The organism is Arthrobacter sp. NPDC056493, assembly GCF_042795115.1.
Lineage (GTDB): Bacteria > Actinomycetota > Actinomycetes > Actinomycetales > Micrococcaceae > Arthrobacter.
In genome coordinates this window covers 85,611-97,331 of sequence record NZ_JBHTSL010000007.1, presented here as the reverse complement: position 1 = coordinate 97,331, position 11,721 = coordinate 85,611, and the positions used below count along the sequence as shown (strand labels likewise).

General features: G+C 67.1%; 11 protein-coding genes and 1 tRNA gene. 5 read left to right on the top strand and 7 right to left on the bottom strand.

Annotation, left to right across the window (positions count from 1 at the left end; all coding sequences use genetic code 11):
• The first annotated feature begins 59 nt into the window (after positions 1-59).
• Positions 60-401 carry a hypothetical protein gene (locus tag ACFQ50_RS05025; protein WP_377994405.1) on the top strand — a complete coding sequence of 114 codons (342 nt, stop codon included), beginning with the start codon at positions 60-62 and terminating at the stop codon, positions 399-401.
• Positions 402-941: 540 nt separating this feature from the next.
• On the top strand, positions 942-1,343 hold the full coding sequence (locus tag ACFQ50_RS05020) for an Hpt domain-containing protein (RefSeq protein WP_377994404.1): 402 nt from the start codon (positions 942-944) through the stop codon (positions 1,341-1,343).
• 71 nt (positions 1,344-1,414) lie between these two features.
• Here the strand turns inward: ACFQ50_RS05020 and ACFQ50_RS05015 are convergent.
• The 5 genes from ACFQ50_RS05015 to galU form a co-directional block, all read right to left on the bottom strand.
• Positions 1,415-1,487: transfer RNA gene (locus tag ACFQ50_RS05015), tRNA-Ala, on the bottom strand.
• 190 nt (positions 1,488-1,677) lie between these two features.
• Positions 1,678-2,331 carry an SDR family oxidoreductase gene (locus ACFQ50_RS05010; RefSeq protein ID WP_377994403.1) on the bottom strand — a complete coding sequence of 218 codons (654 nt, stop codon included), beginning with the start codon at positions 2,329-2,331 and terminating at the stop codon, positions 1,678-1,680.
• A gap of 33 nt (positions 2,332-2,364) precedes the next feature.
• Complete coding sequence (locus ACFQ50_RS05005; RefSeq protein WP_377994402.1) at positions 2,365-3,342, bottom strand: hypothetical protein; 978 nt, start codon at positions 3,340-3,342, stop codon at positions 2,365-2,367.
• Between the two features lie 127 nt (positions 3,343-3,469).
• Entirely contained in the window at positions 3,470-4,090 is a 621-nt protein-coding gene (locus ACFQ50_RS05000; protein ID WP_377994401.1) for a GNAT family N-acetyltransferase, read from the bottom strand.
• A 6-nt stretch (positions 4,091-4,096) separates the two neighbouring features.
• Positions 4,097-5,002, bottom strand: a complete 906-nt coding sequence (galU, locus tag ACFQ50_RS04995) for a UTP--glucose-1-phosphate uridylyltransferase GalU (RefSeq protein ID WP_377994400.1) — start codon at positions 5,000-5,002, stop codon at positions 4,097-4,099.
• An 88-nt stretch (positions 5,003-5,090) separates the two neighbouring features.
• On the opposite strand from galU, the gene ACFQ50_RS04990 reads away from it, so the two are divergent.
• The 3 genes from ACFQ50_RS04990 to cpaB all read left to right on the top strand — a co-directional run bounded on the left by ACFQ50_RS04990 (position 5,091) and on the right by cpaB (position 7,112).
• Positions 5,091-5,702 carry a 5-formyltetrahydrofolate cyclo-ligase gene (locus tag ACFQ50_RS04990; RefSeq protein WP_377994399.1) on the top strand — a complete coding sequence of 204 codons (612 nt, stop codon included), beginning with the start codon at positions 5,091-5,093 and terminating at the stop codon, positions 5,700-5,702.
• Between the two features lie 148 nt (positions 5,703-5,850).
• Entirely contained in the window at positions 5,851-6,126 is a 276-nt protein-coding gene (locus tag ACFQ50_RS04985) for an FmdB family zinc ribbon protein (RefSeq protein ID WP_377994398.1), read from the top strand.
• Positions 6,127-6,365: 239 nt separating this feature from the next.
• The gene (gene cpaB / locus ACFQ50_RS04980) at positions 6,366-7,112 is read left to right on the top strand and encodes a Flp pilus assembly protein CpaB (protein WP_377994397.1); all 747 of its coding nucleotides are present in this window, start codon (positions 6,366-6,368) and stop codon (positions 7,110-7,112) included.
• A gap of 129 nt (positions 7,113-7,241) precedes the next feature.
• Here the strand turns inward: cpaB and ACFQ50_RS04975 are convergent, their stop codons facing one another.
• Together ACFQ50_RS04975 and ACFQ50_RS04970 are read right to left on the bottom strand one after the other, a co-directional pair.
• The gene (locus ACFQ50_RS04975) at positions 7,242-7,493 is read right to left on the bottom strand and encodes a hypothetical protein (RefSeq protein ID WP_377994396.1); all 252 of its coding nucleotides are present in this window, start codon (positions 7,491-7,493) and stop codon (positions 7,242-7,244) included.
• Positions 7,490-11,692 (bottom strand): AAA family ATPase, encoded by a 4,203-nt coding sequence (locus tag ACFQ50_RS04970; protein WP_377994395.1) that lies wholly within the window; start codon positions 11,690-11,692, stop codon positions 7,490-7,492. Before ACFQ50_RS04970 ends, ACFQ50_RS04975 begins: the two co-directional genes overlap by 4 nt.
• Between the last annotated feature and the right edge of the window lie 29 nt (positions 11,693-11,721).

The window sequence follows — 11,721 nt, the reverse complement described above, 5'->3', positions numbered from 1 at the left end:
GCCGACCTGAGCCGGTTGCGTCTGCTTACAATCGATTGACATCAACTACTGAGGGAAACATGAAGAAACTCACCACTGCCCTGCTTGCCGCCGGGTTCATCCTCTCCGCTTCCGCCTGCGCTGCGCCGCAGCTCACCACCGCACAAACCTGCGACCGGATCCGGACGGTTGTCTCGAACCCCACGAACTCCGTGGGCAAGACCGGCATGACCCGCCTGGCCAACCAGATCCGCCCCATCGAGGCAGTGTCCTCGGACGAGCTGCAGCCCGCGCTGCATGCCATCCTGGAATACACGGACGAGTCCGCCAAGGAAACCCCTGACGAGGCGAAGCTCACCGAGCTGAAGGCCGGCTATGAGCAGGCCGGCAGCACCTACAGCAAATTCTGCGGCGGCCAGTAGCCCGCACCTTTACACGCCTGGCGTCCACGGGCAGGGTACCTTCCCGCCCGTGGACGCCTTTCGCGTTGGCAAAACACGGCCGCCCACGCACCGACGCGGAGGCGAATCCGCCACGCTTTCCTGAGACGGAAGCCAGCGACCCGGGCTTAGGAAAATCTTGGGTATGCCGCATCAAACCCCTCAAACAGGGGGTAAAAGCGACGCCTGACTCTCAGGTAGCTCCGGCGTTTCATAGCGTGCAGGCCGCAGACTGTTCCTGTCCCTGAAGCAAAGGTAGCCGCGAACCGTAGCTTCAGACTGCCGGGTCCGGAACGCATTCCCCCCATGTACTCCGGACCCGGCGGACAACTAACTGACACAGCCGGACATGGAGGACCGCTGGCAGCCGGGACCCGGCGACGCCCAGCTGCGGCTCCTCGGATGAAAGCTGGCCAACTCTTGATCCGAACCTGCGACGACAGTGTCAGGTTCTTGAGCTGAGTCCCGGACCATTTCATTGAGAATCGCAGGATGGCGTGGACAACTGGATGAGGTGGCTGCATGGCGGAGGACCCGGACGCGGCCCAGGACCTTCCGGTACTGGATGACCGTGCGCTGCAGGACCTCACGGACGAAGCCGGGGAGGACGCAGCGCAGAAGTTCATGGAGGAGTATCTGGTGATGCTTCCCGTGCGGGCGGCCAAGATCTTCAAGGGCCTCACCCGAGGCGATATGGAGACGACCCAGGAGGCCATCATCAGCCTGAGGGTCAGCTCGGGGATGGCCGGCGCGCAGCGCCTTGAGGCATATTGCAGCAGCCTTGAGAGTGCGCTGAAGCACGGGCACCACCCGGACATGACAGCAGTGAAGGCAGTGCTGTTCGCCAACATCCGGCTGGTAGTCCGCGAAGCGTCCCGGCGCGGCCACCTGCCGCCCAAGGGACACGGTTCTTCGGGCACATGAGCTGCAGCCGCGTAGTTTGTTCTCCGAGCCAAAAAAGGAAACACCCCGGTCCGCAGACCGGGGTGAAACTGTGGAGCTAAGGGGATTCGAACCCCTGACCTCTTCGATGCGAACGAAGCGCTCTACCAACTGAGCTATAACCCCGTGGCGCCGTGTCCCTGAGGAACACCAACGCCGGTTTCCCTAGGCTACAAATTTTCTGGCCGGTTTGCCAACCAGGCCTCAAATGTCGTGTCTCCGTAACGCTGTTCAGGCGCCAGGTTCTTTCCTTCACGCAGGAACCTGCCCGTCGATCCGGGCAGCGGAAGTTCGATCACGATGCCCCTGGCGCCGGTTATCCGCTTCCAGGTGCCGGCCAGCGATCCCATGCCCAGGACTTCCGGCCCTCCGACTGTCTGCAGCGCGTGGGGACCGCCGGACCGCGCTCCCCGTGCGGCTTCCAGCAGGGCCGACGCCACATCCGCCGGCGAGATCGTCTGGAACCGGGCCCCTTTGATCGCCGGCACGAGGCCAACGCGGGCCCCCGCGCCGAAACTCCCCGCCAACAGGCTGTGGAATGAGTGGCCCGCACAGTGCGGGTGTCCAGCGCGGATCGCTCGTACACGCGCTCCTTGTCCGCCTTTGACCGGTAATAGGCGAGGGTGCTTTGGTCGCAGTTGACGATGGACAGCTGTACGGCGCGGGCAACACCCGCCGCCGCGGCTTCGCCCAGCAGCACTGCCCCGCCAGCCGCATAATGCCTCAGTGCTTTGCCGGTCCGCGCCTCGAGGCAATCGACGACGACGTCGGCGCCCGCCAGCGCTTCCGGCACCCCTTTTCCGGTGGTGACGTCCGCGCGGAAGTAAGCGGCGCCGTCGTAATACTCCCGGGCACCCGGGAGCGGCGGGTTCCGGCTCAGAACGGCGACGGCGTGCCCCTGGTCAAGTGCCTGGCGCACCACTTCGCGGCCCGCCTCGCCGGTGCCGCCGGCAACGCAGATCCGGGCCACTACTGTGGCGCCTGGTGCCGCACCGGCGTCCGGCTACGCGCGGCGGCGCTGCAGGACGTCGTCAAGGTTGCTCAGCGCGCTCTGGGCCTTGGTCAGCGGCTTGGCGGGCGCGGCATTCGGGGAGGCGGCGGGAGGTGCGGCGGCCGGACCCTGCTTGAGTGAGGGCTTGCCCACGGACTTGGGAGCCTCTGGCAGCGCCAGCGGCTCGGGTGCCGGACGCTCGGCCTTGGCCGCTTCGACGTAGGTGGGCTTGGGAACTTCCACCGGATCCCAGCTGGATTCGGGCTGGGCCGCCTGGCCCTGTACCGGAACTGCGGCGCTTTCGTCGCCGGCCGCAAGGGCAACTGCCAGGGCCGCCTCGCGGAGTTCGACTGCCGTTAGAGGCTTGGGCTTCTTGGCTTCTGCCTCGGCATCGAAGAGCGCAATTTCGCGGGGCTTCACCGGCTCCACGGCGGGTGCCGCCTCCGCGCGGCGCTCGGCGGCGGACTCCCGGCCGGCGGGTGCGCCCATGGCCGCCCTGAAGGCGGCGCTGACTTTCCTGCGGCGGTCACGGACGGCGAGCCGTCGCAAAACCACGACGGCGGCAGCGCCGGTCAGGAACGCCACGGCCGGAACCCAGGGGTTGCCGAGCCCAAAGAGCCGCAGGACTCCGGCCACAATGGCCGTCATGACGGACAACAGCCCAACGAACGCGATGGCCGTCCGTCCGTAGCGGATCCGAAAGGCACCGGTCCCATCGGCGGCAGGCCTGGTGCCGGACGAAGCCGGGGTGAGGCCTGTTGCTGGTTCGCTGCTCTTCCTGGTGTCCATGCGATTCTCCTGCTGGGCGGCCATATACACGACCGTCCCGGCTTGCGGGTTTGCAGTTTCGGCGTCGACGCTGTCCAGCGTCAGGTCACCGGCAGTCTGGAACTGATGCCGGCCGTTGCGGAGCATGTAAGGGGCAACCCAAACGATCCAGAGCGCAACTGCAGCCACAAGGATGACTGAGCTGCTAAGGGGGAAGTCCACACACAAAACCGTATGAGGAATGTCGGGGCTCTTGTGGCATTCGTCTCGGTGTGTCGCGGCCCAGCTTCAATTCAATGGACTTATATGCGGAAACCCGGCTCTGACCAGCGGCTCTGTCGGTCAGGGGTCAGGCGGGTCTTACCCGCAGCCAGCGGCTGAGGAGGCCTTCCGGAATTTCCTCTGAAGTCAGTGCGAAGGAACGGTGGTCCGCCCATTCCCCGTTGATGTGCAGGAACCGCGGGCGGTAGCCCTCGTCCCTGAAGCCGAGCTTTTCCACGACGCGCAGGCTTGGACCGTTTTCGGGACGGATGTTGATTTCCATCCGGTGCAGGCCAAGGGTCCGGAAACAGTGGTCGGTTGCCATGGCCACGGCTGTCGGGGCAATCCCATGCCCGGCGCGGTCCTGGTCCACCCAGTAGCCGAGGGTCGCCATCATGGCCGATCCCCACACAATGGAAGAGACAGTCAACTGCCCCACGATGACGGGGTCACGGTGTCCGGGTGTCCACTCGGCGATCACGAAGGGCAGTGCCGTGGCCTGGGCAGCCTGGGTGTTCAGGGACCGGACCATCTGCCGGTAATCGGGCAGAGCCCCGCCAGCGATCGGATTCGAGGCCTCCCAGGGCGCCAGCCAGTCGCTGTTGCGGGAACGGACCTCAGTCCATTCCTTCCGGTCCCTGTACCTGATGGGCCGCAGGACAAGGTCCCCGCACTCCAGCGTGACCGGCCAGATGTGGCTGACCCTCATGAATGGTTACTTGGACAGACGGGCGGCAATTTCCGGCAGCCACTCACGCAGACCAGGTCCGAGGTCTTCGCTGTCGATGGCGAGTTCCACGCAGGCCTTGAGGTAGCTGAGCTTGTCCCCGGTGTCGTAGCGGCGGCCGCGGAAGACCACGCCGTACACGCCGCCGCCTTCACCGTCCCTGCTGGCCAGCTCCTGCAGGGCGTCGGTCAGCTGAATCTCGCCGCCACGGCCGGGCTCGGTCTTTTCCAGCACATCGAACACGTCAGGGTGGAGCACATAGCGGCCAATGACAGCCAGGTTGGAGGGCGCCTCGTCCACGTCCGGCTTCTCCACCAGCTTGTTGATCCTGACGAAGCCTTCGCCCTCAATCTCGGAGATATCAGCACAGCCGTAGGCGCTGATCTGGGACGGCTCCACCTCGATGAGGGCCACCACGGAACCGCCGGTTTTGGCCTGCACGTCGATCATGGTGCTGAGGAGCTCGTCGCGGGCATCGATGAGGTCATCACCGAGGAGGACGGCGAACGGCTCGTAACCCACGTGCTGGCGGGCGCGCAGCACCGCGTGGCCAAGGCCCTTGGGGTCACCCTGGCGGACATAGTGGATGTCGCCCAGGTTGCTCGCGGCCTGGATCGATTCCAGCTTGGCGGTGTCGCCCTTGGCCTCCAGCGTCGCTTCCAGGGCCGGGACGCGGTCGAAGTGGTCCTCGAGCGCGCGCTTGTTGCGTCCGGTGATCATCAGGACGTCGCTCAGGCCTACCTTGACGGCCTCCTCGACGACGTACTGGATGGCCGGCTTGTCAACCACCGGCAGCATCTCCTTGGGCATGGCCTTGGTGGCAGGCAGGAACCTGGTGCCGAGCCCAGCAGCGGGGATTACGGCCTTGCGGACTGAACAATTAGTGGAAGTCACTGGTCTAATCTATCCGAGGGAACATTCATACGGTAAATGCTTCCGGCAGCGGCCCGCCCGCCTGCCGCTGCGACAAAGGATGACATCCATGCCAACAGGGACCATGCCGTCGAAGGACGGGATCCGTTCGCGGCACCGGCAAATCCGGGCCACGATGACAGCAACGGACCTCGCAAATGCCGGCGACGGCATCGCAACCCATGGCCTGCCCTGGGCCGAGGCCATCGCTGCCGGCAAACGGGCCACGTTCACTGCTTACCTCGGCGTTGACTTCGAACCGCCAACCCTCCCGCTGCTGCACGCGCTGCATGAGGCGGGTCACAGCATCCTGCTCCCGGTGTGCGAACCGGACCGGGAGCTCAGCTGGGTCTTCTGGACCCCGGAGAGCGAGTTCATCCGCAGCAGGTACGCGCCCATTCAGGAACCGGACGGTGAGCGACACGGACTGGACGCGGTGCGGACTGCGGCCGGGATGTTCATGCCGGCAACGGCCGTTGACCGCAGCGGCAACCGAATCGGACAGGGCGGCGGCTACTACGACAAGTTCCTGGCCGCGGCCAACGCCGGCGGCCTGCATCTTCCGAAGGCAGCCATCATCTACGACACCGAACTCCTGCCAGCCCAGACCATCCCGGCTGAAGACTTCGACCGCCCCGTCGAGGCAGTGCTCATGCCCTCCGGGCTGGTAGCCTTCGCGTGACCTCGCCCGGGGCGGGGTGCTAGAATTGGCACTCAGGCCCTGCGACTGCTAATGGAGTCATTTCCGCCGCGGTGATCCGTCAAGGAGAAACCGGGAAACGAAGCCAGGCAGCACGGGACCTGTCGTTTGTCCAAGAGGAGGATCTACAGTGCCCACGTATGCCTATGCCTGCAAGGATTGCAGCCATGCCTTTGACATCGTGCAGTCGTTCACCGACAGCACTCTGACGTCCTGCCCCGAGTGCCAGGGCACGCTGCGCAAGAAGTTCAACAGCGTGGGCGTGGTCTTCAAGGGTTCCGGTTTCTACCGGACGGATTCGCGCGATTCCAAGGGAAGCGCCGTCTCGCCCTCCCCCGCTGCGTCAGCCCCGGCCGCCCCGGCCGCTCCCGCATCCTCTGCCCCGGCAGCAGCAGCCGCGAGCTAATCGGGTTCCCGCGGCACCTGCCGCCTTCAAACTCAAAAGAGTCCGGCCGGGTTTACCCGGCCGGACTCTTTGCTTTAGTCGGGTAACCCGGGGCTTGCGTGTCCCTTCGTGCGTGCAGGTGCCTAACTCTCTGTTCGCGCTCGGGCCAGTCTCCCGGCGGGCTGTGGAGGGCGCTACTTTTTCCACATACGGCTGCCCGCACCTGTCGCGGCCCAACGGACGGCCCGTAGCGTGGCGGCATGCCAGCTACCGGAATCTTCCCCGCAAGGGCATCCCGCCCGGCCGCTCGTCCCGGGCGCCGCAACGCATTGCCCGGTTCTGCCGTCCGTCCGCGCCCGCGCGGACAGCGCTTCGCGGGGTGGCTGAACCGTAACCGCCGCCTTGCCGTGGCACTCCTCCTTTGCGCGGCCGCGGGGATCGCCGTCCACCAGCTGACTCCTGCCCCCGCCCAGACCGTGGGTGTCCTGGCCGCTGCCCGTGACCTTCCGGCCGGGGCGAACCTGACGGGCAGCGATGTCAGGACCGTCAGCGTCCCGCCCGCCATGGTGCCGGACGGGAGTTTTGACGACAGCAGCGGAGTGGACGGCAAGCAACTGGCAGGGCCGCTTCGCCAGGGCCAACTCCTCACCGATGCGCAACTGGTGGGGCCAGGCCTGCTGACGGGAGCGCCGCCCGGATCCGCTGCGGTGCCGCTGCGGATGGCGGACCCGTCATCCATCCAACTGGTATCCCCCGGACAACTTGTGAACGTTGTCATGACAAGCGGCAACGGCTATGAGCAGGCGTCAGCGTCGAAGGTACTGGCCAAGTCCGTGCCTGTCCTGTGGACCTCCGGCCAGGGAGGCCAGGGCGGCCAGTGGCTTGCTGCCGGGGACTCGGACGGGCTGCTGGTAGTGGCCGCCACTCCTGCGCAGGCCAGTGCCTTGGCGGGCGCGTCAACCCAGGGAAAACTGTTTTTCGTCCTGGTGGGATCCGGTGCCCGGTGAGCGAGCCCGTGCGGGTTCCTTGCCCCGGGCAAGTCCTCGGGGCTCTGCGAATCCCCAGCGCTTTGCCAATCTTCGGGGATTTGCCAATCCTGCGGTCTGTGTGGATCCTCGGCGTGTCTGCCGGGCTGCTCAGCCCCAGTGCGGGGGCTTCTGCTCCTTCAGCCACGCGTCGTGATCGTTGCCGGATTCTGCGTCGCCCCAAGTGCGCGGGTCGTCCTCGGCCGCCGTCTTGGGGACCGCCCCTGTCCGCTCCTGCCCGCCGGCTTTGGCACGGCGGCCCTTTGCGGACTTCTCCGGTGCCGCTGCCTGCACGTTTTTGCGTTCGGCCTCGGCTTCGCGTTCGGCCCCGTCTTCGCGTTCGGCCCCGCCGTCTGATATCACAGCGGGCCCTCCTTCCGTTCCGTGGCCAGCCCGTCCGCGCCAGCCTCAGATCCGAAGCCTACGCCGGCGCCGGGCGCGCCGGAACCAGAGGCCCCCTGGTCCGTTCGGCCAGGGTATGCCCGATCAGTGTCTCCCTGATCGGTGTCCCCCTGATCCGCCTCTGCCTGATCAGTGTCCCGCTGGCCAGCCTCTGTCTGATCGATGTCGGTTTTGTCCGCATCCAACGAGACCTGGTGCTCCGGGACCGCCTCCGCTGCGTCCCGGCGAGACGCGTCCCAGCCGCTCTCGGCGCCGTCCTCGCCCGGGTCGTCACCGAAGCGGCCGTCCAGGTTCCCGTACCCCGCTTCGTCCCCCGGTTCAGACTCGAAGTCGCCCACCGCGAGGGTGCTGACGTCGTCATCCAGGAAGAATCCCGGCGACCCACCAGAGCGCCCCGGCGGAGCAGGCTTCTCAAGCCCCAGGTACCCGCCAATCCTGTCGGCGCAGGCCGAGGGATCGGTGAACACCTCGATGGTCCACAGCGGCATGTACCGCCAGCCGAGCCGCTCCAGCAACTGGGGGCGCAGCCGGCTGCGTTCCCGGACTGTCATCTGGCGGTATTGCTCGGTGCCGTCCGATTCAATGGCGACCGGCCGTGGAATGTCGGCTTCGTCCTGGCCCATGGTGCTGAGCGGATCGGCCGCGGCCACCACGTCGATGGCACCGTCGTACTGGTGCCAGACGCGGGCACCGCGGGCACGCAGCCGGTCGCCGAGGTCGGCCACCAGCGGATCGGCTCCCAGCGCCTGTTCGCTTGCCGCTGCCCGCGAAGCTGGGGTCCCCAGGTCGGTGTTGCCGGAGATCTCCCGGTCCAGAAGTTCGAAAAGGTCGACGGCACCGTGGGCCAGCCGCGTCCGGTCAAGGTCCTCCGGTTTGAAACACGTCAGGACATGCAGCGACTGCCGGGCCCGGGTCATGGCCAGGGCAAACTTGGCCCGGCCGCCTTCGGCGGACAGCGGGCCGAAGCTGTGCAGGGCGCGGCCGTGCGGTGTCCGCCCGTAGCCCGGCGAGAAGATCACGCGGTCGCGGACCAGCCCCTGAGCACGCTCCAGGTCCACCACCCGGAAGGATTCATCACCTGCCGTGAAGAATCCGGAGAGCGACGGATGGTTGGGCAGCTGCAGCCGGATGGACTCGCCGATGCGTGCCGCGTGCCGGAGGCTGGCAGTCACCACCGCCAGCGAGGTCCGGGGCCGGAGCCGGGCGTGTTCGAACACGAGTTCAACCACCCGGTTCACCTCGGCCACCACCGATTCGACGCCCTCGTGGTCCGCGCTGGGCAGGCCCGTGCCGTCGGGCAGGTACTCAACCGTCAGCGCACGATCCAGCCCCGTGGCCGACTGGCCCTCGGGGAGGCGGCGGAGGCCGCCGTCGTAGAAGTTCTTGCTCAGCTGCAGCACCAGGTCCTCGTCCACCGCACGGTAAACGGAGCGCAGCGGCGCCGTCGGCAGTACCGCAGAAAGTGCCGTGAACGCGCTTTCGACGCTCTGGTGCGACTGCTCGCCGGCAGCGAGCCGCTCCACCGCAACGGTAAAGGTGCGCGGGCTGGAGATCCTGTCGTCGCCGAAGGCGATCACCTGCCGGGCACGGGCGACGGCGGGAAGGACCGCCTGCAGCGACGTCGCCTCCGCGTCGAGGATCACCACGGCGTCGAACTTCTGCTCGGCAGGCAGGAGTCCGGTCATGAGGTACGGACTGACCGACCAGACAGGCACCAGCATGGGGACGAGCCCGGGTGCCTGCGCCGTCAGCGCGGCCAGTGTGACCCGCCCGTCCTTGAGCAGGCTCCGGAGCAGGTCAGCCTGGCGGGCATGCTCCTCAATGCCCGCGCGCCAGCGCTCGGCCAGCTTCCACCGCAGCCGCCCGCCGCCGCTGGCGATATGGGCGTTGTCGGCGAGCCGGTACTCCGCCTCCAGCTGGCGCAGCGCGTCGCCGTCGGACATGGCCAGGTAGTCGTCACCGCTGATCATCGCTTCGAGCGCCGACTGCCACCAGGCCAGGTCAAGCTCGGCGGCGACGGACCCGGCACCGACCTCGCGCTCCGAGAGGTCCGCCAGCAGCTCCCCCAGCCCGTGCTCGCGCATGTTCTCGATGAGAAGCGTGCGCTCGGGCAGGGTCTGCAGCGTCTGCGTGTCCGAGACCAGCCGTTCCAGGCGCTCCATGAGCTCCGGGTACGGAATGTTTTCGAGCGAGCCGCCGGCAGCCGTATGCCGCAGTGCCTCGCCCAGCATCTTCATCTCGCGGGTCAGTCCGCGGTGCATGATGCTGATCTCCGCCAGGCCGGACGGCACCGCCGGGTGCCGCTGTGTGGTGGCGTACCCGGCCCACTGGGCACGCTGTTCCTGGACCAGCACCAGGGAACTGTGAAGATCGGCAATGTGCACGCCCGGACGGACGTATTCCTTGGCCACCCGGCGCAGGCGGGACCGCTGCATGGAGGCCATGTCGATGCCGCGCTCCCTGCGCCAGGACGAGGACGCCGTCGCGGAAATCAGGTCAGTCACGGGCCGGTCGAAAATGTCCGGGGTGAACTTGTCCAGGCTTTCGCGGACGGCCACCAGGAGCTTGAGCTGGGAGCCCCATTCGGCAAACGTGGTGCCCAGGCGGATTTCGGCGTGGCTGGCCACCTCGTTCATCCGCTCCTGCAGCAGCGGCAGCTTCTTCGCCACCGCACGCGCCAGCTCCTGGGCTTCCTCGGTTTCCTTGCGCGTCACCAGCCGCGCGCCGTGCCAGGGGCTGGTGGTCGATGCCCTGCTGAACGCACCGAGTTCGGCCGCGCGCTTCAGCCGGCCGGCGAGTTCCTCGCGGTCCCGGATGCTGTCCAGGACGCTGCGCTTCAGGCGGACGGTGGTGGCCGGGGCGGGCTGGATGGACGTCAGCTCCGCGAGCGACTGCATGGCCTGGTACGGCGAGCAGCCCCACCGCTGCCGCACGTTGTGCAGCGACGCAACGTGGTCCAGAAGCGCATGGCGGTGCTCGGTGAGGGTCTTGTGCAGGCTGCCGAGCTGCGGTTCCTGGGCCTTCTCGTTGCGCACGATGGCGCGCACCAGCTGGCCCTTGAGCTGCTGTGGCGTTGCGTTTCCGGACAGCTGGAAAAGGATGGAGTCCAGGCCCAGGTTTTCGAGGCGTCCGGCCACTTCGTTGAGGCTGGCACGCCGGTCCCCCACCACCAGGACGGTCTTGCCTTCGTCCACGAGCGCACCGATGGTGTTGATGGCCGTCTGTGTCTGGCCCGTGCCGGGCGGGCTGCTTACCACCAGCGAGTCCCCGGCACGGACGGCGTCGACCACATACTGCTGGTCGGCGTCGGCGTCGAGGAGGAGCAGCTCTTCGGCCGGGTCCCGCTCGTCAACACTGGGAAAACGTCCGGGCTCGAGCGCGGGCACGTCGACGACTTCACCCGATGCGGCCTTGGCCAGCGAGGCCACCAGTGTGTTCCGACCATTAATCCACGGATCGTCGAGGTTCCCGGAAAGGTCCGCGAAGCTCGAGACCAGCAGGTTGTGCTCCACGTCGGCGCCGTGGATCGGCTTGACCAGGGTGCTGATCCGGTCCAGCACGGGCAGGGGGTCGAACCGCGCGGTGCTGTACGCCATCCGTGTCACCGCGTTGACGTCGAACACGATCCCGTGCACGGTCTTGAGGTGACGGATCAGGGCGGGGTTGATGCGCGCCTGCTCCGTGAGCTGGAGTTCGTAGTCGTCTTCGCCGGGGCGGATCGTGAGCGACATGGCAGTCAGCATCACCGGGGCCGAGACGCGCTGCGGTTTGCCGCCGACGGCGGAGGTCCACACCACGGTGCCGGCCGAAAAGTACCCGGCCTCGATGCCGCGGTCATTGGCCAGTTCGAAAATCTTCGAGCGCAGGTTCCGGCAGGCCCGGGCGGCCACGACGTACTGCTGCTGGTCACGGATCAGCGTGGAGAGCCGAGTCCGGCGCCCGGCCATGAGCTGCGCCAGGCCCGAAGGGTGCGCGTGCGTGAGGTCGATGGAACCCTCGGGCGTCTTGGTGAAGCGCAGCATGGTGTCTGCCCCTGTAACGGGCTTGAGCCCGGACAGCCACTTCCTGAGCTCCTCCGAACCCTCGGAGTCGACCTGACCTACTGACACTACTGCCTTCTTTTCTGCGCTTGCGCGTGACGCCTTGGACCATACGGGCATAGTTTCGAGCGTAGCCGGAAACCGCCGCG

What these genes read in the sequence shown, in the direction of transcription:
- ACFQ50_RS04970 (WP_377994395.1), bottom strand. Translation starts at nt 11,692, where the DNA reads ATGCCCGTATGGTCCAAGGCGTCACGCGCAAGCGCAGAAAAGAAGGCA.
- cpaB (WP_377994397.1), top strand. Translation starts at nt 6,366, where the DNA reads ATGCCAGCTACCGGAATCTTCCCCGCAAGGGCATCCCGCCCGGCCGCT.
- ACFQ50_RS05025 (WP_377994405.1), top strand. Translation starts at nt 60, where the DNA reads ATGAAGAAACTCACCACTGCCCTGCTTGCCGCCGGGTTCATCCTCTCC.
- ACFQ50_RS04990 (WP_377994399.1), top strand. Translation starts at nt 5,091, where the DNA reads ATGCCAACAGGGACCATGCCGTCGAAGGACGGGATCCGTTCGCGGCAC.
- ACFQ50_RS05020 (WP_377994404.1), top strand. Translation starts at nt 942, where the DNA reads ATGGCGGAGGACCCGGACGCGGCCCAGGACCTTCCGGTACTGGATGAC.
- ACFQ50_RS05000 (WP_377994401.1), bottom strand. Translation starts at nt 4,090, where the DNA reads ATGAGGGTCAGCCACATCTGGCCGGTCACGCTGGAGTGCGGGGACCTT.